We start from the raw sequence: 21,610 nt of genomic DNA, 5'->3' as shown, positions 1-21,610 counted from the left end.
CCACCGTCAACCCCCACGGGAGTCGGTTATTCCCTTAGCTGCGTGCCGGGGCCAGTCGTTTCAGCGCGAGGCCCCCTTCGAACGGCCGGAAACCGAACGCGGGCGGTGCGACGTAGCCGGTGTCGCCCAGCGGCGTGTGCACCTCGGCGACCGTCGGGCCGATCTCGGCCGCGACCGGGGTGAGGGCATCCAGATCGAACCGGTACAGCCGGCCAGCGTTGCCGCCGAGGATCTTGCGGCAGGTGTCCTCTGACTGGCTGTGCAGGGCCCACCGGATGGCCAACTTGGAGTGCGGCGCGAACCCTTCCTCGTGTGGGTAGTCGCTGCCCCACATCATGTGGTCGGCGCCCATGTAGTCGATCATCGACGACTCGTACGGGGTGAGTTCGGACGCCAGGTAGCAGTTGCGTTTCGCGTACTCGCTGGGCGCCAGCCTCAGCTCGTCGATCGACGAACCGCCGAACATCCCGTATGTGCGGTTGTGCGCCTCGGTCTTCATGCTCGGCACCATCACGTCGAGCAGCATCATCTGCTGCTGCAGCCACAGCGTGCCCTGCTCCGTCGGCACGAACCGCAGCGTGGGGTAGCGCTCGAAGACACCCGCGAGGATCAGATGCGAGACGGTGCGCTGCGCCCACATCGCCATCTCGGTGACGAGCACCGCGTTGGACGCCGGCTGATCCATCGGCATCAGCGGACTACCGGCCCCCGCGTGTTGCACCACGGTGAGGTCGAGGTCGGCGCACAGCGCCCAGATCGGTTCGTAGCGGGTGTGAAACAGCGGTGCGACATCCGGATCACCGGGCGACACGGCGGGCACCAGCACCCCGCCGAAGCACTCTTGCTCTGCGCCCCAACGGATTTCGTCGAGCGCCAGCTCGATGTCGTTGGGGAAGATCTGGATCAGTCCGCGTCGCCGCGTCGGGGCCAGCGCACAGAAGTCGACCTGCCACCGGTTGTGCGCCTGCACCCCCGCCCACCGCTTCTCGAACTCGTCGCGGGTGCGCGGCAGGCTGATCGTGATGTTGGGCGTGGTCGGGAAGAACGGCGGGATGGTGTTCGGCAGCAGCACTTCGGCGGCCACACCATCGGCGTCCATCTCCGACATCCGCATCTCGTGATCCCAGTTGCGCTGCGCGGTGGCGACGACGAGGTCGTCGAACGGGCTCACGTAGGTCTTCGCCCACGCGTCGAACTCGTCGTGCAACCGGGTCGGCAGGTACGGCTTGTAGTCGTACAGATCGGCGCCGGCGTGAGTGTCCGTCGAGATGACGACGTAGCGATCGATGCTGTCCCAGGTGTCTGCCATCGCCCCATCCTGATCGCCTGCGGGCCGCCGCGCTGCGAAACTGCGGGGTAGCCCTACGGGCAGGGCGTCGGGATGAACAGCGACCAGCACCACCCCGGCGGAAGCGGCGGGGTCAGGTTGGGCGGAGGCGGCGGCGGCCCGGGCGGATTCGGCCCGTCCCAGATGTTCTGCGCCACGTTGCCCTGGCCGTGATACACGTAGTAGTACGTGTGGCAGATGTTGTTGTCCCAGATCACCGGGTTGACCCGGATGTTGCCGGTCGCGACGGGTGGATCGCCCGGGCACCACGTGTAGGGCCCGCCGGGCGGGGTGCCCGCCTCGGCCGTACCCGCGCTCAGACCGAGACCCGCGGCCGCGACACCGGCCGACACCAACGCCCCGGTGAGCATCCGCTTCGCGGTGGAACTGGTCATGTCGTGTTCCTTTGCTTCTGCGACGCCACAATCGGCGCCGTCGTTGAAGCAAGTTCACCGCCGGTCCACAGCTACCGATCCCAACAACGGGTCTACGGCGGCACGGCGCCCGGTACCCGATACGCGTACGACTTCTGCTGTCGCTCTCCATCTTCTGCCGTAAAGTCAGATTCAAGACGCGGTTAGGACGCCTTTGAACGTGAATAAGCGCAGTTCAGGACGCCGGAAACTGCCGCAGCAGCAACGCTCCCGCGACGAGTTGAGCCACTCAAGTTCGCCTCCTCTGGATAGCTGGCAGGAAGACAGGACCGACCATGGGCCGACTGGACCCGACGCAGACGATTATTGGGCTGCCCGACGAAATCGTCTGGCGGACACCGCCTGACGCGCCCGCGGAATCCGTCGCGCAGGCAGTGCTCGCGGGCAGTGAAAACGAAAGCGGCCAGTACCTGGTGCTGATGAAGTGGTATCCCGGCTACATGAGTGCACCGCACTTCTACCGCACCGATCGGTTGTGTGTGGTGATCTCAGGTGTCTGGTGGTGCAACAGTGGGCCCGACTTCGATCCGGCGCAAGCCGTTCCGGCGCAGGCAGGCTCGTTCGTCAAGCGGGTGGCCGGCACCCCTCACTACGACGGCGCACTTCCCGACGCCTCGGAACCGGCCGTCATCGCCGTCACCGGTATCGGACCCGTCGATCAGACCTGGATCGACCCTTCCGCGCCCTGGTTGCGCAGGATCTGACGCCGTTAATCAGGTTGCCGGACAAGCACTTCAGCTGCGAGGCGTCGTGCGATTAGCCGCCGTGGATGTCGAGACCGTGCGCGGCCGCGAAAGCCACCGCCTGCTCGATGTCGACCTTCGCCCCGCGCAACGCCGCCGTCGTCCACAACGTCGGGTCCACCCGGGCACCGCGCAGATCGGCCTGATCCAGCTTGGTGTTCTGCGTCCGTGCGCCGGACAGGTCGGCCCGCCGCAGCACCGCCTTGCGCAGATCCGCGTCCACCAGGCCCGCCTCACGCAGTCGGCAGTCGGACAGGTCGACGCCACGTAGATCCGCCGCGCCGAGAACGGCCAGTGTGAAATCCACCTCGACGAAGGTGACCGGCCGCATCCGGCATTCGGTGAACACCGAGCCGAGGAAGCTGCTGTGGCGAAAGTTACTGTGCAGCAACGAAGTCCGGCGAAATGTGCAATTGCGGAACGCCGTGCCCACATGTTCGGATTCCGACAGGTCGGCGCCGCTGAAGTCGCATTCGGTGAACACCACACGCTCGGTGCGCAGCCGACTCAGATCCTCGTCACGAAAGTCGCGGCCGTCGAACTCCTGCTCGGTCCAGACCTCGTCGGCCACGGGCTCAGCCGTGCAGCGGCGTGAGGCTGTTCAGGGCGTACTCGGTGACGGCGATCAGCGCGGCCTTCGCCGAATGCCGGTCGCGGGCGTCGACGGCGATGATCGGAATGTCCTCGCGCAGCGCCAGCGCCTTGCGCACCGCCTGAGCGGGATGCCTTGGCGCCCCGTCGAATTCGTTGATCGCGATCAGGAAGGGCAGATTGCGCGCCTCGAAGAAGTCGACGGCTGCGAAGCTGTCCGCCAGCCGACGGACGTCGACCAGGATGATCGCGCCGATCGCGCCGCGGACCAGGTCGTCCCACATGAACCAGAAGCGGCGTTGCCCCGGTGTGCCGAACAGATACAGCACCAGGTCGTCGGCGAGCGTGATGCGGCCGAAGTCCATCGCCACGGTGGTGGTGTTCTTCGTCGGGGTCATCTCGAGTCCGTCGACTCCGGCCGAGGCGTTGGTCACGAGGGCCTCGGTGCGCAGCGGCATGATCTCGGATACCGCACCCACGAACGTCGTCTTACCGGCGCCGAAGCCACCGGAGATGACGATCTTCGTCGAGGCGGTGTCCCGCCCCTCAGAGCGCTCGTAGGCCACGCAGGGTCCTTCCTATCAATTCACGTCGTTCGTCGATGGTGGTGGACTCACCGATGGTGGTGTGCACCCGTAGATAACCTTGCGTCACGAGGTCACCGATTAGCACGCGCGCCACGCCGAGTGGCAGCGATAAGACAGCTGCGACTTCGGCCACCGAGGGGCTCTCGGCGCACAAAGTGAGGATTTGGCCATGGACGTCGTTGCCCGGCCAGCGCGGCGGTCGCGGTGGCTCCGGCACCGTTTCGACGGGGGCCTCGAGAGGCAGGTCGACGCGGGAATCAGTGCGACCGGCCGTCAACGTGTACGGGCGAACCAGCTGCGGCTCGTCCGTATCGTCTGATTCCCAGAAGTCCATAGGCGGCTCACGAGTGCTGAGGGGCGCGCCGTCCCGATTGGACCACGGCGCCGACTCGTTCCACCAAAATGGCCATCTCGTAACCGATTTGGCCGATATCGCAGTTGCGGGTCGCCAGCGTCGCGAGGTTGGAGCCGTCGCCGACACGCATCAGCAGCAGGTACCCGTTCTCCATCTCGACGACGGACTGCAGCACGTACCCGCCGTCGAACAGTTGCGCGGCACCGGTCGACAGGCTCGCCAGGCCGGACGCCACTGCGGCGAGTTGGTCGGCACGCTCGATCGGCATGTGCTCGCTGGCGGCCATCAGCAGCCCGTCAGCGGACACCAGCACGGCGTGCGAGACGCCGGACACCTCGCGTGCGAACTTCGAGACCAACCAGTCGAGCGAATCCCGCTGCGTCGCACGTGACGGGTGGGTCATTCGCGATCTGTTCCTCTGCTCTCTTGGGCATGTGATCGACCCGCGCGCACCCCACCGAAATGGTTGCTGATGCTTGCACGGACCGCGTCCGGGTCGCGCGATGGAAGAGGTCCTCCGCCGGTGCCGAACTCAGCCGCCGATGCTACCTGCTCGCCGCCGTTGGGGCCGCCTGCGGCGTCGACGGCGCCCGGTACCAGGCGCGCCCCGGGCTGGCGCACCGGCAGGCCTTCCTCGGTGTGCTCGGTGACGGGCGCCTCGTCCGCGGCAGCCGCCGCTGACCAGCCGTGATCCCAGACCGACTGCCAGTTCAGGTCCTCGCTCTTGGCCAGGTCCGTCGGGTCGACGAGCCACTCGGACAACATCTTCTGATAGATCGCGTCGTCGGCGCCCGCTGTCGCCGACGGCTCGTCGGCGGTGTGCTGGGCGGGCGGCGCCGGTTCGGCCCCGTTTTCGTGGGCGACGCCATTGCTGGCGGCCTGCGCGCGGGACGCGAAGAACGCCGACGTGTCGACAGGCGCGCGGTCGGCCTCCTCCGGTTGCGGCGCCAACGGCTGTCCCCACGGCGGGTGCTCTTCGGTCTGCGCAGGCATCGAATCCTCGGGCCAGGACTCCTCGGCGGGCCACTCGTCCTGCGGCGGCTGCTCCGGCTGCGCCAGCGACGCAGGAAGGTCGGCAATACCGCTGGCGCCGGGGTTGCGCTGCGGCAGCAACGCCACCGGCACGTCGCCGTGCCCGTTGGTGTACTCGTGCCCGGGCTCCTCGACGTGATCGGCGTAGTCGTGATCCTCGTCCAGCGCCAGGGCGGTGTGGATGCCTGCGTGCGCGTCCGCCGGCAGGCCGTAGTCCGGCTCGCCGAACTGGTCGGGCCCGCCCGCGACCGCCAGCAACGTACCCGGCACGAACACACCGGCGGTGGTGCCCGAATTCGGTTCTCCGGCAATGGTGCTGCGCAACCGGACCACCAGGCCGTGCTGGGCGGCCAGCCTGCCGACCACGAACAGACCCATGTGCCGGGCGGTGTAGGGGTTCACCTCGCCGCCGGACTGCAACCGGGTGTTGGCCACCCGCAGATCGGATTCGGTCATGCCGATGCCGATGTCGCTGACCTCGATGACCAGCCCGCCATTACCGGTGTGCACGGCCGACACCCGCACCTGCGAGATCGGCGGCGAATAGCGCAGCGCATTGTCCAGCAGCTCGGCCAGCAGGTGCACCAGGTCGCCCGCGATCGCGCCGATGACCTCGCTGTCGGGCACCGTCGCGGTGACCACCCGGGTGTAGTCCTCCACCTCGGAGGCCGCGGCGTTGATGATCGCCGACACCGGCACCGGCTCGGCCTGATCGCGCGGCACCTTGGCACCCGCGAGCACCAATAGATTGGCGCCGTTGCGGCGCATCCGGGCCGCGAGATGGTCCAGCCGGAACAGGCTCTCCAGCCGGTCGGGGTCCTCTTCGTTGCGCTCGAGGCGGTCGATCAGCGACAACTGCTGGTCGACAAGCGACCGGCTGCGCCGCGACAACGTCTCGAACATGTCGCTCATCTGCAGCTGCATCTGCGACTGCTCGCTGGCCAGCAGGACCGCCTGCTCGTGCAGTTCGTCGACGGCGTGCGCGACCTGGCCGACCTCTTCGGAGGTGTAGACCGGGATGGGCTGGACGTGGCTCGCCTCCGCGCCGGCGCGGACCCGTTCGATCTCGCGGGCCAGGTCTTCGTGCGCCACCTTCAGCGCGCTGTCCCGCAGGCTGCGCAGCGGGCGCACCAGCGAACGCGCCACCAGGATGACGAGCAGCAGCGCCAGCAGTAGTGCGCCGACGACGATCGCGGCGTCGCGGATCGCGGCGGTGCGCTGCGCTGCCGCGTCGGCCTCCACCGCGGCGGTCACCGCGCGCGAGGTGTCGGCGACCATCTTGTCCGCGATCTGGTTGGTGGCCTGGATCGACGCGCTCAGGTCCGGGTTGTTGACCAGTGCGGCGGCCGGATCCGACATGATCGCCATCCGCTTGACGAACTCGCCCTGCAGCTTCTGCGCCTCAGGCGAGCCGACGCCGAGCACCTGGCTCATGCCGAACAGGGTCGACGGTTCGGTGCCCGCCACCGTGGTCATCGACAGCCGTAGTTCGGGGTCCGGCAGCTCGCCGCCGAGGTTCACCAGCAGCTGCTGGATCATCATCTGGCCGCGGGCGCCGACGGCGCGACTCAGGCCGAGCGTCTCGGCGCGGATGCGTTCGTCGTCGACGCGCACCGAGCCGTTGATGGCGTCCTCGGCGGTCAGCAGGATCGGCGTGTAGGCCTGCACGCGGTCTCGCAGCCCGATGCTGTTGGCGGTGACCTTGTCCATCAGCCCCTGGCCGGCGCTGACCATGGTCTGCACGCCCTTGCGCACGTCGGGGGCGACGTCGGTGTCGGTCAGCCGTCGCTGCAGTTCCTGCCTGCTGCTGTCGAACTTGGTCAGCGCCGCCTGGGCGTCGCCGCCGGTCGAACTCGCCAGCATCGCCCCGTCGAGCGCGGCCATATAGCTTTCGATCGCGGGCACCATCTCGGCGCGGTCGGCCGCTCGGCGCAGGTCGGCGGCTTGCGTCGCGCTCGAATAGATGCGTAACCCGCCGAACGTGCCCGCAAGCACCAACGGCACCAGGACGATGGCGAACACTTTCCAGCGCACCGGCCAGTTGGCGATCGACCACCGCGACGGTCTCTTGGCGGGCGGCGGCTGTTTCGGCTCGAAATCGACGACCGTGCCATCGGCCTTTTTCAGCTGCGAGAACGCGGTCATGGGCGCCCGCCGCTGCGATCGGCCGCCTGCCCGCAATTCAGTAATGGAGCGTGGTTCATAAGGCTTCCTGCTGATTTCGCCCACCGATGGGCGCGCGTTCTACGCCTGGCAATTGGTCGAGTATGCCAGCCATGTGCAGCCGATTCCACAATTCTTACTGAACAGACAGAGTTGGTAACTGCTCTGACGAGCTGTTTCGTACCGTCTGAGCAAATGAATTAGGCGCCCCGAAGGACCGCGACAAGGAAGTCGGAGTCGTCGCGAAACGGCCGCAGATCCCAGGTGGAAAGCAACAGATCCGTCGCGAATCCGGCCTGCGCCGCGTCGTCGAAAAACTGGCCAAACTCATAATCACGGCCGGCCCCGAATCCGATCACCGCGCGGCCGTCGGAGGCGAGGTGCGCGCGCAGTCGGCCGAGCACCTGCACCCGGGTGCTCGGGGCGAGGAACGCCATCACGTTGCCCGCGGAGACGATGACGTCGAACGGTTCGCGTATGCCGCGAGCGGGCAAGTCGAGTTCGGCGAGGTCGCCGACGAGCCACCGCGGGCCGGGATGATCCTGCTCGGCGGCCTCGATCAACGCCGGGTCGACGTCGACGCCGATCACCCGGTGCCCAGCCTTGGCCAGCACCCCGCCCAGCCGGCCTGGGCCGCAGCCGGCATCGAGGATGTGCGCTTTCCGCGGCGCCATCGCGTCGACGAATCGAGCCTCGCCTGCAAGGTCCTCCCCGGCGCGCGCCATGGCCCGGAAGCGCTCGATGTACCAGTTCGAATGTCCGGGGTTGGCAGCAACCTTCTGCATCCAGATGCTCCGCTCGACCATGTAAGCATTATCGCCGTGTTCAAGGTGCTGTTCTTTTCGCCGCGCATCGCGCCCAACACCGGCAACGCGATCCGGATGGTGGCGGCGACGGGATGTGAACTGCACCTGGTCCAGCCGCTGGGGTTCGACCTGTCCGAACCCAAACTGCGTCGCGCGGGCCTGGACTACCACGATCTGGCGTCGGTGACCGTGCACCGCGATCTGCCGTCGGCGTGGGAGGCGCTGGCGCCGACGACGGTCTACGCGTTCACCGCACATGCCGAGGCGTCGTTCGCCGACGTCGGTTATCGGCCGGGCGACACGTTGATGTTCGGCCCGGAACCGACGGGCCTCGATGCTGCGACGCTGACCGACCCGCACATCAGCGGGCAGGTGCGGATCCCGATGCTGGCGGGCAGGCGTTCACTGAACCTGTCGAACGCCGCGGCCGTCGCCGTCTACGAGGCGTGGCGGCAGCACGGTTTCCGCGGCGCGGTCTAACGCTTCGGTGGATCCGCTCGCAGGCAGCGCCACGCGGCGTCGGCAAGCACGTCTCCGTCGGCATCGGCGGGCGGGTCTGCAGCGACACCGAGAAGCCACGCACGAACGAGTTCCTGGGCGGGGCCCAGCCACAGCGCATTGCTCTGGGCAGGTGTGAGCGGCCGCAGTATCCCGTAGTGCGCCAAGGGTTTCCACCACGCACGAACCGCCGCCTCGAAGCCTTTGTTCAGCTGATGTAGCTCAGGCTCGGCAGCCGTCTGGACTGCCGGTTCGACCATCGTGACGAGAAACCGTGCCATGTCCGGGTGCTTCACGCACCAGCGCAGGTGCATCCGGACGATCGCCCGCACCGCATCCTCGGCGTCTTCGTGTTGGCCGAGTTCATCGACGAATGCGCGCTGATAGCGCCCGACGCAATCCGCGTACACCGCCCCTGCCAGCGCCTCCTTGGCGGCGAAATGGTGGAACAAGCTGCCATTGCTGACCTGAGCGTCGCGCTGGATCTGCTTCAGGGTGGTAGCCGCGACGCCTTGGGCAAGGAAGCGCTCGAGGGCCGCACTCAGTATCGCCGCGCGGGTGTCGATGGGAGGCACGGTGCTAGAGTAGCGCTCTAGCACATTGGAGTGCCACTCTAGGAGGTCCTGATGAATCACGAGCGCGCGATCGAGGTCGCCCAGGGCATGCTCGACGCCTGGAACTCGCAGGACGTCGAAGAGGTCATCGGCTGCTACACGCCGGACGTTCGCTATCGCGACCCGAACACACATGGCACCGTCACCGGCTCGGATGCTTTGCGCCGTTACCTGACAAGGCTTTTCGACCGCTGGCAGATGCATTGGAAGTTGCGCGAGGCGTATCCGCTGCGGGACGTCGACGGCGCCGCGGTGCTGTGGACTGCCACGCTGCGGCAGCAGCACGGCGACACCGAGGTGGAGGTCGACGGGATGGATCTGGCCGTCGTCGACGGTGACCGGCTGAGCCGTAACGACGTCTATTTCGACAGGGCGCTACTGGCGCCGGCGGTCACCAGTTGTTCCAGTGACTGACCTGCTCCGCCGGTAGCCGCTTGGCCTTCTTGAAGTCGGTGCCCTTGGTGTAGGCGATCGGGAACAGGCCTGCCTGGCTGTACTTGTCATGCGGGATGCCGAGGATCTCGGCGGCTTGCTTCTCGCCGTCGCCGAGCAGATGCAGCGTCGTCCACGCCGAGCCGAGACCGCGGGAGCGCAACGCCAACATGAAGCTCCACACCGCGGGCAGCAGCGAGCCCCAGAACGACGCGGACATGCCCGCCGGTGCGCCGTCGGGTCGGCCCTCCAGGCATGGGATCAACATGACGGGCACCTCGTGGAGGTGTTCGTTGAGGTACTTCGCGGACTCGTACACGCGTGGCCGCTGCTCATCACGGACGTCGCCGTACTCGGGCTTGGGCAGGTCGAGGTACGGGGTCGCGTTGGTCCGGTAGATCTCGGCCAGCGCAGTAATCTTCGCCCGGTCGTCGACGAACATCCATTGCCAGCCTTGATGATTGGAGCCCGTCGGCGCCTGCAGCGCCAGGTCCAGACACTCCATCAGCACCTCGTGGGGCACCGGCTTCTCGAGATCGAGCCGCTTGCGCACCGAGCGCGTGGTGGTCAGGACTTCATCGACGGACAAGTTCAAGGTCATTTCGCCGAGACTACCGCCACAGGTAGCGACCCTCTCCGGCAAACCTGTCGTCGTCGGATCATGCGCCATCCATGAACCCGCCGGGTGCGGGGCCATGACGTTTTTCGGACGAGCCGCCGACAATTTCCAGCCGCCTAAGTTGCTGTATGCGCTGCAGTGCACTGAAGGCAGCATCTTGGTGAAGGTTTGATAGCCCGTCTGTCAAGTCCGCTATGTGCTGTAGCTGGCATTTCAGACGAACGTCGAGCACGGTGTGGCCGGATTGGTTAATAGTTGACAACATTGTTCGAGGTATTGCTGAATTTACTTTTCCATGTCGAATTTGATCTTGTTTTGAACGGCTATTGTCGCGCTACCGCTTCGTTCTGTGCCACTGCTGGAATTAGCCGACGAAACAGCAATATCCGAAATCCGGCAAAATCAACTATCGCATGCGTTAATTTTCTCTCACCAGATGGTGATCGCTCACCGAACGGGATGAGGGGAGCCGATATGAGGCTTAGCACACGTCACACAATCCGGCGCTACGCGATCGCAGCCGTGATCGCCGTGATCCCGCTCGCCGCGATGTGCGCGGCGATGACGTACCTGCTCAACCCGAAGCCGGCGCCGGTCGCGCTTGACGTCATGCCCGTGGTGTCGATCGACCAATCGTCGACGACCGTCGGCGTTGCCGACTCTGATCTGTATGGCAGATCGAACGCCGAGATCATCGATTCGTTGAACGACATGCAGGCGTTGGGGGTCAACACCATCCGTGTGTTGATTCCCTGGGGCGATATCCAGAAGGTACCGCCGGGCAGCCCGTTGGAGGTGCTGGCTCCGCCGGACTGGTCCAAGGTGGATTTCATTGTGCAGCAGGCGGTCAACCGCAATATGGCGGTGCTGGGCGTGCTGAGCGCGACGCCGTATTGGGGCGGACAGAACGGTACCGGCTGCATCGGTTGCCCTGGGGTGGCGCCCGACCCCACCAAGTTCGCGGCCTTCGCGGGGCTGGCCGCGGCACGGTATGCCGGAAAAGTCGCCGCCTACGAGGTGTGGAACGAACCGAACTACATCAAGTCCTGGCTGCCCACCCCCGATCCCGTCGCCTACACGAACGTGTTGAAGGCCGTCTACACCGCGATCAAGGGTGATCCCAACGATCCCAACGACGGCGCCGATCCCAACGCGTTGGTGGTCGGCGGCGTGCTTGGCTCGGTGGCCGGCTTTGCCGGGATCACGTATGACACCGTCGATTTCGTCCGCAAGATGTACGCAAACGGCGCGAAGGGCTACTTCGACGCGCTGTCGTATCACCCGTACAACTTCAAGACCAAGTTCTCCGACGGCACATATTCGATCTTCAAGCCGTGGAACAAGTTCTCCCCGCTGAACCAGTTGCTCGAGATCAGACAGCTGATGATCGCCAACCAGGATCAGGCGCTGCGCATCTGGGCGAGCGAATTCGGTCTGCCCACCGGCGGCCCCAACGCGGTCACCGAAGCGACGCAGGCGGCGTTCATCGCAGACTTCCTCGACAAGTGGTCGAGCATGTCCTTCACCGGTCCGGCGTTCATCTACTCCCTTCGCGATCGCCTCGGCGCTGAGCTGACCGAGCAGGGATCGCTGGGTGTCTTCAAATACGCTGCAGATCTGAATGATTGGGTGATGAAGGCGGCCGCCCAGGTCATCAAGGACTTCATCGACGCCCATCCGGCCGATCCGACCGACCCGACCGATCCGCCTGGTCCGGCGAGCCCGCCGAACCTTGTTCAGCAACTGACGCAGGCGCTGGCGGCGTTGTTCCACCAGGTCCAAGCAACGGTTCAGGGCCTGGTCGGTTCGGTCACCGGTTTCGTCAATGCGATCGCCCAGGCGGTGGCCAGGATCTTCAACCCTGGCGGCGCCGCGCTGCGGACAGTGCCCGCAGCGTTGCAGGACGAGGTCGCCGGCGCAACGAGTTTGGCCGTGACGTCGGCGCAGAGTAGGGCGATCGCGCAGGATCGTTCGTCGCCGGACCCTTCGCCCGGCACGTCACCTGACACTTCGCCTGACACCCCGGTTGCCGCCGCCGACGACGAGAAGAAGGTCGCGGCTGCCGAGCAGACCGCTGCGCCGGAGTCGAAGACGGTCGACACGGACGACGTCAAGTCAGTCAACACAGACTCGACAACCGCCTCGACGGACACCGGCAGTGACGATCTCGGCGATGTCGCCAAGGTGGAATCACGCGAACCGGTCCGCACCGGACTCGTGGCCAGGCCGACGAAGCTCGGCTCTGACCGCGCTGTGAAACCGGGCAAGACCACCAGCGATGACGAGAAGGCGAGCACCCCGACGACCGATACCACTGACGACAGCGAGTCGTCGAGCGAATCCGACGCGAGCGACGAAAGCTAGCGGAAGTCACGACTTTTCGAGCTGACCTTCAAGGTGAGCTTGCCCATTCGGTCGGCGACGACCGTCACCGCACCGGTGGCGTTCTGCACCTGCCCGCGGATCAGCAGCGCCGACGCCGTCTGCGCGAGCTTGCGATGCCGGGCCCACACCCCCGGTGCGCACAACACGTTGACCATCCCGGTCTCGTCTTCGAGGTTGATGAACGTGACGCCCTGCGCGGTGGCGGGCCGCTGCCGGTGCGTCACCGCACCCGCTACCAGCACCCGCGTTCCGTCGGGCACCGACAGCAGTTGATCGGCGGGTACCACGCCGATGGCCTCGAGGTCTTCCCGCAGGAACTGGGTCGGATAGCTGTCCGGTGAGATGCCGGTGGCCCACACATCGGCTGCGGCCAACTCCAGGTCGGTCATGCCGGGCAAGGCGGGAGCCCCCGTCGCCGACCCCACCCCCGGCAGCCGGTCGGGGCGCTCCCTGGCGGCCGCACCGGCCGCCCACAGCCCCTCGCGACGGGTGATCCCGAAGCAGGCCAGCGCTCCTGCGGTGGCCAGCGCCTCGGTCTGCGGGACCGACAGCTGCACGCGACCCGTCAAGTCGAGAAGAGAAGCGAACGGCCCATTGGCCTTTCGCTCCTCGACGATCTGCTCGGCCAACTCGTCACCGATGTGACGGACCGCCCCCAAACCCAGCCGCACCTCCGTACCCGCGTTCTCCAGCGTGGCGTACGCCAGGCTGGCGTTCACGTCGGGACCGTGCACGCTCACCCCGTGTCTGCGAGCGTCGGCCACCAGCGACTGCGGTGAGTAGAAGCCCATCGGCTGCGCCCGCAGCAGCGCCGCGCAGAACGCCGCGGGGTGGTGCAGCTTGAACCACGACGAGTAGAACACCAGCGAGGCGAAGCTCAGCGAATGACTCTCTGGGAAACCGAAATTGGCGAACGCTTCCAGCTTCTCGTAGATCCGGTCGGCCACCTCGCCGGTGATACCGTGCCGTTCGCGCATGCCGTCGTAGAACCGGCCGCGCAGCCGTCGCATCCGCTCGGTGGAGCGCTTGGACCCCATCGCCCGACGCAACTGGTCGGCCTCGGCGGCGGAGAAGCCTGCGCAGTCGACCGCCAGTTGCATGAGCTGCTCCTGAAACAGCGGCACCCCCAACGTCTTCCGCAGCGCAGGCTCCATCGACGGGTGGTCGTAGGTGACGGGCTCGACGCCGTTGCGCCGCTTGATGTAGGGGTGCACCGACCCGCCCTGGATCGGCCCAGGACGGATCAGCGCGACCTCGACCACCAGGTCGTAGAACACCCGCGGTTTGAGCCGGGGCAGGGTGGCCATCTGCGCACGCGACTCCACTTGAAACACGCCGACGGAGTCGGCCTTCTGCAGCATCTCGTACACCGCGGGCTCGGACAGGTCCAGCTTCGCCAGGTCGACCTCGATGCCCTTGTGCTCGGCCACCAGGTCGATGCAGTAGTGCAGCGCCGAGAGCATGCCGAGGCCCAGCATGTCGAACTTCACCAAACCGATTGCCGCGCAGTCGTCTTTATCCCATTGCAGGACACTGCGGTTCGCCATCCTGGCCCACTCCACCGGGCACACGTCGGCGATCGGCCGGTCGCAGATGACCATGCCGCCGGAATGGATGCCCATGTGCCGGGGCAGGTTGGAGATCTGCATGGCCAGGTCGATCACGGGTTGCGGGATGTCCTCGACGTGGGGCGCTTCGGCCAGATTTCCCCACTGGCCGATCTGCTTGCTCCACGCATCCTGCTGCCCCTGCGAGAAGCCGAGCGCGCGGGCCATGTCACGCACCGCGCTGCGACCGCGGTAGGTGATGACGTTGGCGACCTGCGCGGCGTAGTCACGGCCGTAGCGGTCGTAGACGTACTGAATCGCCTGCTCGCGCAGGTCGGATTCGATGTCGATGTCGATGTCGGGTGGCCCGTCGCGCGCCGGGGACAGGAACCGTTCGAAGAGCAACTCGTTGGCGACCGGGTCGACGTTGGTGACCCCGAGCGCGTAGCAGACCGCCGAGTTGGCCGCCGAGCCACGGCCCTGGGCGAGGATACCGTTCTCCTTGCAGAACCGGGTGATGTCGTGCACCACCAGGAAGTAGCCCGGAAACGTCAGCTGTTCAATGGTTTTCAGCTCATGCTCGATCTGGGCGTAGGCCCGCGGCGCCCGCTCCGGCGGGCCGTACCGGTCCCGCGCGCCCTGCATGACCAGGTGCCTCAGCCAGCTGTCCTCGGTGTGGCCGTCGGGAACGTCGAACGGCGGCAGTTGTGGGGCGATCAGCGCCAGCCCGAACGCGCACTGCTCACCGAGTTCGGCCGCCGCCGTCACCACCTCGGGAGTACCTGCGAACAGCCGCGCCATCTCCTCCCCCGACCGCAGGTGCGAACCGCCAAGCGGGGCAAGGTAACCGGCCGCTTCGTCGATCGAATTGCGGGCCCGGATGGCGCCCATCGCCATGGCCAGCCTGCCCCGCGACGGCGCGGCGAAGTGGGCTGCGGTGGCGGCCACCACGCCGACACCGAATCGCGGCGCGAGTTCGGCAAGCGCGGCGTTGCGCTCGTCGTCGAGGGGATGGCCGTGATGGGTCAGTTCGATGCTGACCCTGCTCCGCCCGAACCGGTCCACCAGGTCGGCGAGCGCTCTGCCTGCGGCTTCGGGGCCGCCTGAGGAAAGTGCCTGGCGGACATGGCCTTTGCGACACCCAGTCAGGATGTGCCAATGCCCGCCGGCCGCCTCGGTCAGCGCGTCGTAGTCGTAGCGCAGCTTGCCCTTCTCCCCGCCAGCCAGGTGCGCCTTGGCGAGTTCCCGCGACAGCCGCCGGTAGCCCTCCGGCCCACGGGCCAACACCAGCAGGTGCGGTCCCGGCGGGTCGGGGTCCTCGGTGCGGTCGCCGCCGCCGAGGGACAGCTCGGCGCCGAACACCGTCTGCATGTCCAGTTCCTTGGCGGCTTCCGCGAACCGCACCACCCCGTAGAGCCCGTCGTGGTCGGTCAGTGCGATGGCGCGCAGATCGAGGCGGGCGGCCTCCTCGACGAGTTCCTCCGGTGTGCTGGCGCCGTCGAGAAAGCTGTACGCCGAGTGCGCGTGCAATTCGGCGTACGGCACCGACGACCTGGGCCGCTCCACATCGAGCGGCTGGTATTCGCCCCGCTTGCTCGACCAGGCCGGGCTGTCGCCGCCGTCACCGTTCGGCTGGTCGATGGGCCAGCCGGCGCGGCGGGGCTTGCTGTTGAGCACCCGCTGCATTTCCGTCCAGCTCGGCGGCCCGGTGAACCAGCTCACCGCACCACGATATCGAACGGATGTTCGATACTGCTACCCCTGGCGGGCCACGATCGTCGCCGTTTTGACGGCGTGCACGACGGCCGTGCTGACCGAGCCCAACAGCATGCCTGCGAAACCGCCCCTGCCGTGGCTGCCGACGACCACCAGTTGGGCGGTCTTGGCTTGTTCGACCAGTTGCTTGGCCGGCTGGTCACATACCACCACCCGGCGCACCGCGACGTCGGGATAGCGTTCCTGCCAACCGGCGAGTCGCTCGGCCAGCGCCTCCTGCGCCTGCACTTCGAGCGTCGACCTGTCGAGCCCGGGCAACTCGATGGCGCCGCCGTCCTGCCACGCGTGTACGGCCACCAACTCAACGCCGCGTCGCGAGGCTTCGTCGAAGGCGATCTCGGTAGCGGTCGACGAAGCGGGTGAACCGTCGATGCCCACCACGACGGGCGCGTGGGCGGGCAGCTCCGGAGCGTCGTCGTGGATGACCGCGACAGGGCAATGCGCGTGGTGGACAAGGCCCGTGCTGACCGATCCCAGCAGCGCCCGGCTGAACGCGCCCTTGCCGGATGAGCCGACGACCATCATGTCGGCGTCCTTCGACAGGTCCACGAGGTTGCCGACCGTCCCGCCGTGCAACACCACGCTGTGGACCATCGGCGGCGCGGAGGCACCGCAGCTTTCTGCAACGGTCTCGCGGGCGGCCGCGAGCACCCGCCTGGCCTCTTCGTCCTGCCACTCGAAGAAGTCCACCGGGAAATCCGGGAGCGCCCCGGTGGCCAGCACCGGGGTGATGACGTGAACCAGCGTCAGTGGCGTGTTGCGCATGGCCGCGTCCCTCGCGGCCCAGGCGACCGCCGCGGTGGCGGCCCGCGAGCCGTCGACACCGACCAGGATCCCGCGGTGCACAACCGAATCGGACATCGTGACCTCCTCTGGACTGTCTGTGCACCAACGTATGAGCAGGCACCCGACAACGGGATGGCCGTTGGTCCCTACTCGGTCGGGCTTATGGCCCTGCTCGGGCACTACTCACGCCCACCGCGGGTCATCGTCAACGGAAATCGAGTACTTACCTACTCACGTATCAGGTCCGGTTTGGAGCCAACATTGGTACACGCCGAAGTTTGGTGAAACCGCCCGAAAACTAGTCACGCGACGTGAGCTCGCCAACCGGAGGCGAATTTCACGCAGGTTCAGGTGGGGGATCAAACATCATGACATCAGCAGTAGAGGGCAACACTCCGTCCGAGGGTCGGTCCATTGCCAGGATTGGGTTGATCGGCACGATCATCACGGCAACTGCGACGATCGCGGTCGCGGTGGGGGGCTGGATCCTCGATGACTCCACGCCGGGCGTCGACGGCGCACAAGTTCAGGAGTCTCCGCTCGGCGCGGTCGAAAAGGTGAAATCAAACGAATCGGGATCCGAGGTTACCGTGTCCGGTTGGGCCGCACACGACGTCGACGATGTCGTTGTCCTCGTCGGGCCGAAGTTGCCTGACGGAGGATACTGGGTGGCCAACGCGGCAGTGCGCGACAAACATTGGAATGTGGTTGTCGAGACTGGCCCGAAGATCGCGCAGGGCTACAGCGTCACCGCGTATTTCAATCGGGGAATCAGGCTCGCCGTCGAGGCCAAGCCTCTCGACTGGCCCAGCCCGACACCGCCGACACCGCCCCCGGTTCCGGCTGACATCACGCAGTGCGCGGCACTGTACGGACAGCAATGTTTCACCGACCCGGCGTGGGGACCGCCTTCGGTCTACATTCCCAACTAATAATCGCCGATTCACGGCAGATCGGCTGGGCCGAGTTGGTCTCTCGGCACGACCATCATCGGAACGTCAAGTACGCGAAGCATTTTGGCTGCAGTCGAGCCGAGGAACAGCCGGCGCGGTGCGCTCAGCCGGCTCGACCCGACCATGATCAGGTCGCCGTCATGCCACTCGAGCTTGCGCACCGCGTCCTCGACGGTCTCCCCCTCGACGATCGTCGAGCTCACCGGGAAATCCTTGGGCAGCGAGCTTTTCGCGGTGTCGAGGACGTGCTGGGCGTGTGCGAGCGCCCGCTCGCGGACCGCCTCCTCGTCGGCGCGCAACGAGCCGAACGTCGGGTCGAGCGCTACCAGCGACACCAGCCGCAGCGGCGTGCCCGCCGCCGCACTGAACCGAACCGCCTTCTCCAACAGCAGATCCGCGCCCGCCCGCTCCCCTATCGCACAGGTGACCTCGCGCACCCGGTCGACCTTCGAGTCCCGGATGCCGCGTGGCGCAACCACCACCGGCACTGGTGACGAGTGCAACAGCTCGTTGACCACCGACCCCAAGGAATAGCTACCCGCGAGGCCGCCACCCGACCCGCCGACCACGATGAGGTCGGCGGAAACCCGCGCGGTTTCCCGAATCAGCCCGTCGGCGAACGATTCGTCGAACGTGACGTGGCTGTGCGCCGTGAGATTGTCGGGCACTGTCGCGAGCGCGTCGGCCAGCCACTTCTCGGCCTGCTCGCCCAGCTTCGCCTCGTAGGCCCGCGTGCCGGAGAGGCTCGGCAGTCCCCGTTCGGCGGGCAGGACGATGCACGCCTCGATTTCGGCACCGAGCGTCCTGGCAAGCCGCACGCCGAGCGCCATCGCGTCGGCGCCGCCCGGGGTGGCCAGATATCCAACGACCAGCTTCATGCCGACATCCTGTCAACCCGGGATCGGGATTATCGGCAGTTCCAAGCAATCAGTCGGTGTACTCCGCCGTGCCGTCCTCGAGCACCAGCCGGGCGTCGGATCCGTCCGGGCTGGACGCCTCGGTACGGAACACCGCATGGCCGGCCTCGGTGCGCCAGATCGAGGTGGTCAGCGTCTCGCCGGGGAACACCGGTGAGGTGAACCGGGCGCCGACTTGGGTGACCTTGGTGGCGTCGCCGCCGCCGAGTTCGCGCACCAGCGCACGACCCGCGACACCATATGTGCAGAGCCCGTGCAGGATTGGCTTCGGGAAGCCGGCCAGATTCTGGGCGAACCACGGGTCGCTGTGCAGCGGATTGCGGTCACCGGACAGCCGATAGATCAGGGCCTGGTCCTCGCGCGTCGGCAGGGCGATTCGGGCGTCGGGCTCCCGGTCCGGAATCTCGGGGGCGGCCGGCCGTTGGCCCGGCTGGCCGCCGAAGCCTCCCTCACCGCGGATCACCGCGGTCGTCAGGGTTTCCGCGACGACCTCGGACGTGTCGGGATCGCTACCCGTCGCCTTCAACATGACGATCGCGTTCTTGCCTTCGCCCTTGTCCTGAATGTCGGCGACCTCGGCGACGACGCTCAGCTTGCCCGCCGGCGGTAACGGCTTGAACAGCCGGATCTCCTGCGAACCGTGCAGCAGCATGGCGAAGTTGAAGCTGCCGATCTTGCCTGCGGCCGCGAACGGCAGGCAGGCGATCACGGCGAACGTCGGCAGCACCTGCTGCGTGATGTCGTGGCTGTTCTCGGTGGTGAACGCCAGATCCTCGGTACCCGCACCGACACCCAGCGCATAGAGCAACGTGTCGCGGTCGGTCCACTCGAAGATGCTCGGCTCGGTTTTGGCGCCTATGGCGTTGGGGTCAATCGGCATAGACGGACGATAACGGGTGGGCCGACGACCACGTCACACATGGTTGACCTTCGGCGGGCAGGGGGTGACCATGGCTCGCATGCGTTATGTCGTTACCGGCGGTACCGGGTTTATCGGACGCCGGGTGGTGTCGGAAATTCTGGCCCGCAAGCAGGCCGCCGAGGTGTGGGTGCTGGTCCGACGAAGTTCGCTGGCCACCTTCGAGCGACTGGCCACGGACTGGGGGGACCGGGCTCACGCCCTGGTCGGCGACCTGACCGCGGATGGCCTTGGGCTCAGCGAGGAGGCCGTCGCCGAGTTGGGCACCGTCGACCACGTCGTGCACTGCGGTGCGATCTACGACATGACCGCCGACGAACAGCGCCAGCGGTCGGCCAATGTGGACGGCACGCACGCGGTGATCGACTTGGCCCGCAGGCTCGACGCGACGTTGCATCACGTCTCGTCGATCGCCGTCGCGGGCACCTACCGGGGCGAGTTCACCGAGGACGACTTCGACGTCGCGCAGGATCTGCCGACGCCGTATCACCAGACGAAGTTCGAGGCGGAGATGCTGGTCCGGTCCGCACCGGGACTGCGCTACCGGGTGTATCGGCCCGCCGTCGTGGTCGGCGACTCGCGCACCGGCGAGATGGACAAGGTCGACGGTCCGTACTACTTCTTTCCCCTGCTGGCCAAGCTGACCGTGCTGCCGCGGTTCACGCCGATGGTGCTGCCGGACACCGGTCGCACCAACATCGTTCCGGTGGATTATGTGGTGGCCGCCCTGGTCGAGTTGATGCACGCCGACGACCGCGACGGCCAGACCTTCCATCTCACCGCGCCTAAAACAGTTGGACTGCGGGGCATCTACCGCGGTGTCGCCGCCGTGGCTGGCCTACCGCCGCTGCGCGGGTCACTGCCGCGTGCGGCCGCCACCCCGTTCCTGCGCGTCAGCGGGCGCGCGAAGATCGTCCGCAACATGGCGGCCACCCAACTCGGCATCCCCGGCGAGATACTCGACGTCGTCGATCTGGCGCCCACCTTCACGGCCGCCAACACCGCAGAAGCGTTGCGGGGCACCGGGATAACGGTTCCTGAGTTCGCCTCGTATGCACCCAAACTGTGGCAGTACTGGGCGGCGCATCTCGACCCCGACCGGGCCCGCCGCGACCACCCCGCGGGCCCGCTGGTCGGCAAGCACGTGATCATCACCGGGGCATCGAGTGGCATCGGGCGTGCTTCCGCTGTCGCCGTCGCCGAACGCGGCGCCACGGTATTCGCGTTGGCGCGCAACGCCAATGCGCTCGACGACCTGGTCGCCGAGATCCGGGCCGCCGGCGGTCAGGCGCACGCGTTCACGTGCGACGTCACCGACTCGACGTCGGTCGAGCACACCGTCAAGGACATCCTCGGCCGGTTCGGACACGTGGACTATCTGGTGAACAACGCGGGCCGGTCGATCCGCCGCTCGGTGTCCGCGTCCACCGACCGCCTGCACGACTACGAACGCGTGATGGCGGTCAACTACTTCGGCGCGGTCCGGATGGTACTGGCGCTGCTGCCGCACTGGCGCGAACGCCGATTCGGACACGTGGTCAACGTGTCCAGTGCCGGCGTTCAAGCCAGCAGCCCGAAGTACAGCGCCTACGTACCGAGCAAGGCCGCGCTCGACGCGTTCGCCGAAGTCGTTGGCACCGAGACGCTGTCCGACCACATCACCTTCACCAACATTCATATGCCGCTGGTGAAGACGCCGATGATCGCGCCCTCCCGTCGGCTCGACCCGATGCCGCCGATCACCGCGGAACACGCGGCGGCGATGGTGGTGCGGGGCCTGGTGGAGAAACCGGCGCGCATCGATACTCCGGTCGGCACGCTCGCCGACATCGGCATGTACTTCACGCCGAAGTTGTCTCGCCGGGTGCTGCACCAGATCTACCTCGGCTACCCCGACTCGGCGGCCGCCCGCGGACTGGACGCCGAACCCGCACAGCAGCGCACGCCGCGACGACCCAAGCGCCCCGCGACCGGCGTCGCGCCGTTGCGGGCGCTGCGGCCCGTCACCCGTCCGGTGAAACGGGCGGTGCGACTGGTACCCGGCGTGCACTGGTAGGTGGTCGGTCCTATCGTTGGCGAGGTGACTGCGCTGCCGGTGTTCGTCGACGTCGATACGGGCGTGGACG

At 66.9% G+C, this 21,610-nt stretch carries 20 protein-coding genes; 6 read left to right on the top strand and 14 right to left on the bottom strand.

The annotated features are described in order from the left end of the window. Positions 1-34: 34 nt before the first annotated feature. Positions 35-1,309 carry an amidohydrolase family protein gene (locus C1A30_RS11810; protein WP_101948506.1) on the bottom strand — a complete coding sequence of 425 codons (1,275 nt, stop codon included), beginning with the start codon at positions 1,307-1,309 and terminating at the stop codon, positions 35-37. Between the two features lie 53 nt (positions 1,310-1,362). After that, complete coding sequence (locus C1A30_RS11805) at positions 1,363-1,722, bottom strand: hypothetical protein (protein ID WP_235009834.1); 360 nt, start codon at positions 1,720-1,722, stop codon at positions 1,363-1,365. Positions 1,723-2,036: 314 nt separating this feature from the next. Between C1A30_RS11805 and C1A30_RS11800 the strand changes: the two genes are divergently transcribed. Next, positions 2,037-2,465 carry a cupin domain-containing protein gene (locus C1A30_RS11800; protein WP_101948505.1) on the top strand — a complete coding sequence of 143 codons (429 nt, stop codon included), beginning with the start codon at positions 2,037-2,039 and terminating at the stop codon, positions 2,463-2,465. Positions 2,466-2,517: 52 nt separating this feature from the next. Here C1A30_RS11800 and C1A30_RS11795 read toward each other — a convergent pair whose 3' ends face one another. From C1A30_RS11795 to C1A30_RS11770, 6 genes are all read right to left on the bottom strand, one after another. Continuing rightward, the gene (locus tag C1A30_RS11795; protein ID WP_101948504.1) at positions 2,518-3,075 is read right to left on the bottom strand and encodes a pentapeptide repeat-containing protein; all 558 of its coding nucleotides are present in this window, start codon (positions 3,073-3,075) and stop codon (positions 2,518-2,520) included. Positions 3,076-3,079: 4 nt separating this feature from the next. Beyond that, positions 3,080-3,661 carry an ATP/GTP-binding protein gene (locus tag C1A30_RS11790; protein ID WP_101948503.1) on the bottom strand — a complete coding sequence of 194 codons (582 nt, stop codon included), beginning with the start codon at positions 3,659-3,661 and terminating at the stop codon, positions 3,080-3,082. Next, entirely contained in the window at positions 3,642-4,016 is a 375-nt protein-coding gene (locus C1A30_RS11785; RefSeq protein WP_101948502.1) for a DUF742 domain-containing protein, read from the bottom strand. The genes C1A30_RS11790 and C1A30_RS11785 overlap by 20 nt, the downstream gene beginning before the upstream one ends. Positions 4,017-4,023: 7 nt before the next feature. Beyond that, positions 4,024-4,440 (bottom strand): roadblock/LC7 domain-containing protein, encoded by a 417-nt coding sequence (locus C1A30_RS11780; protein WP_101948501.1) that lies wholly within the window; start codon positions 4,438-4,440, stop codon positions 4,024-4,026. After that, a complete protein-coding gene (locus C1A30_RS11775; protein ID WP_101948500.1) occupies positions 4,437-7,214 on the bottom strand; it encodes an ATP-binding protein in 2,778 nt (925 codons plus the stop codon). Before C1A30_RS11775 ends, C1A30_RS11780 begins: the two co-directional genes overlap by 4 nt. 218 nt (positions 7,215-7,432) lie before the next feature. Then, complete coding sequence (locus C1A30_RS11770) at positions 7,433-8,038, bottom strand: bifunctional 2-polyprenyl-6-hydroxyphenol methylase/3-demethylubiquinol 3-O-methyltransferase UbiG (protein WP_101948499.1); 606 nt, start codon at positions 8,036-8,038, stop codon at positions 7,433-7,435. A 15-nt stretch (positions 8,039-8,053) separates the two neighbouring features. Here C1A30_RS11770 and C1A30_RS11765 point away from each other — a divergent pair, with 15 nt between their 5' ends. Continuing rightward, positions 8,054-8,518 (top strand): tRNA (cytidine(34)-2'-O)-methyltransferase, encoded by a 465-nt coding sequence (locus C1A30_RS11765; protein WP_101948498.1) that lies wholly within the window; start codon positions 8,054-8,056, stop codon positions 8,516-8,518. Here the strand turns inward: C1A30_RS11765 and C1A30_RS11760 are convergent. Further along, positions 8,515-9,111, bottom strand: a complete 597-nt coding sequence (locus C1A30_RS11760; RefSeq protein WP_235009832.1) for a TetR/AcrR family transcriptional regulator — start codon at positions 9,109-9,111, stop codon at positions 8,515-8,517. The two genes, C1A30_RS11765 and C1A30_RS11760, sit on opposite strands and share 4 nt — an antisense overlap. 51 nt (positions 9,112-9,162) lie before the next feature. Between C1A30_RS11760 and C1A30_RS11755 the strand changes: the two genes are divergently transcribed. Continuing rightward, positions 9,163-9,564, top strand: coding sequence for a nuclear transport factor 2 family protein (locus C1A30_RS11755; protein ID WP_101948497.1), 402 nt, complete (start codon positions 9,163-9,165; stop codon positions 9,562-9,564). Here the strand turns inward: C1A30_RS11755 and C1A30_RS11750 are convergent. After that, positions 9,542-10,183: a nitroreductase family protein gene (locus tag C1A30_RS11750; RefSeq protein ID WP_101948496.1), complete on the bottom strand. Its 642-nt coding sequence runs from the start codon at positions 10,181-10,183 to the stop codon at positions 9,542-9,544. The two genes, C1A30_RS11755 and C1A30_RS11750, sit on opposite strands and share 23 nt — an antisense overlap. Before the next feature lie 492 nt (positions 10,184-10,675). Here C1A30_RS11750 and C1A30_RS11745 point away from each other — a divergent pair, with 492 nt between their 5' ends. Next, positions 10,676-12,565 carry a cellulase family glycosylhydrolase gene (locus C1A30_RS11745; RefSeq protein ID WP_160112736.1) on the top strand — a complete coding sequence of 630 codons (1,890 nt, stop codon included), beginning with the start codon at positions 10,676-10,678 and terminating at the stop codon, positions 12,563-12,565. Here C1A30_RS11745 and C1A30_RS11740 read toward each other — a convergent pair. Beyond that, positions 12,562-15,855 (bottom strand): error-prone DNA polymerase, encoded by a 3,294-nt coding sequence (locus C1A30_RS11740; protein ID WP_101948494.1) that lies wholly within the window; start codon positions 15,853-15,855, stop codon positions 12,562-12,564. The two genes, C1A30_RS11745 and C1A30_RS11740, sit on opposite strands and share 4 nt — an antisense overlap. Positions 15,856-15,888: 33 nt before the next feature. Beyond that, entirely contained in the window at positions 15,889-16,770 is an 882-nt protein-coding gene (locus C1A30_RS11735; protein ID WP_101948493.1) for a universal stress protein, read from the bottom strand. A gap of 293 nt (positions 16,771-17,063) precedes the next feature. On the opposite strand from C1A30_RS11735, the gene C1A30_RS11730 reads away from it, so the two are divergent. Continuing rightward, a complete protein-coding gene (locus C1A30_RS11730) occupies positions 17,064-17,627 on the top strand; it encodes a hypothetical protein (protein ID WP_142392591.1) in 564 nt (187 codons plus the stop codon). Positions 17,628-17,638: 11 nt separating this feature from the next. On the opposite strand, the gene C1A30_RS11725 is transcribed toward C1A30_RS11730, so the two are convergent. Further along, positions 17,639-18,526 carry a universal stress protein gene (locus tag C1A30_RS11725; protein WP_101948491.1) on the bottom strand — a complete coding sequence of 296 codons (888 nt, stop codon included), beginning with the start codon at positions 18,524-18,526 and terminating at the stop codon, positions 17,639-17,641. A gap of 49 nt (positions 18,527-18,575) precedes the next feature. Next, positions 18,576-19,445: a MaoC/PaaZ C-terminal domain-containing protein gene (locus C1A30_RS11720; RefSeq protein ID WP_101948490.1), complete on the bottom strand. Its 870-nt coding sequence runs from the start codon at positions 19,443-19,445 to the stop codon at positions 18,576-18,578. A gap of 79 nt (positions 19,446-19,524) precedes the next feature. On the opposite strand from C1A30_RS11720, the gene C1A30_RS11715 reads away from it, so the two are divergent. Beyond that, entirely contained in the window at positions 19,525-21,540 is a 2,016-nt protein-coding gene (locus tag C1A30_RS11715) for an SDR family oxidoreductase (protein ID WP_101948489.1), read from the top strand. The last annotated feature ends 70 nt before the right edge of the window (positions 21,541-21,610 follow it).

Origin of the sequence: Mycobacterium sp. 3519A (assembly GCF_900240945.1) — a bacterium.
Classification (GTDB): domain Bacteria; phylum Actinomycetota; class Actinomycetes; order Mycobacteriales; family Mycobacteriaceae; genus Mycobacterium.
The sequence above is the reverse complement of the archived record's forward strand: the minus strand, read 5'-3'. Positions and strand labels throughout refer to the sequence as shown.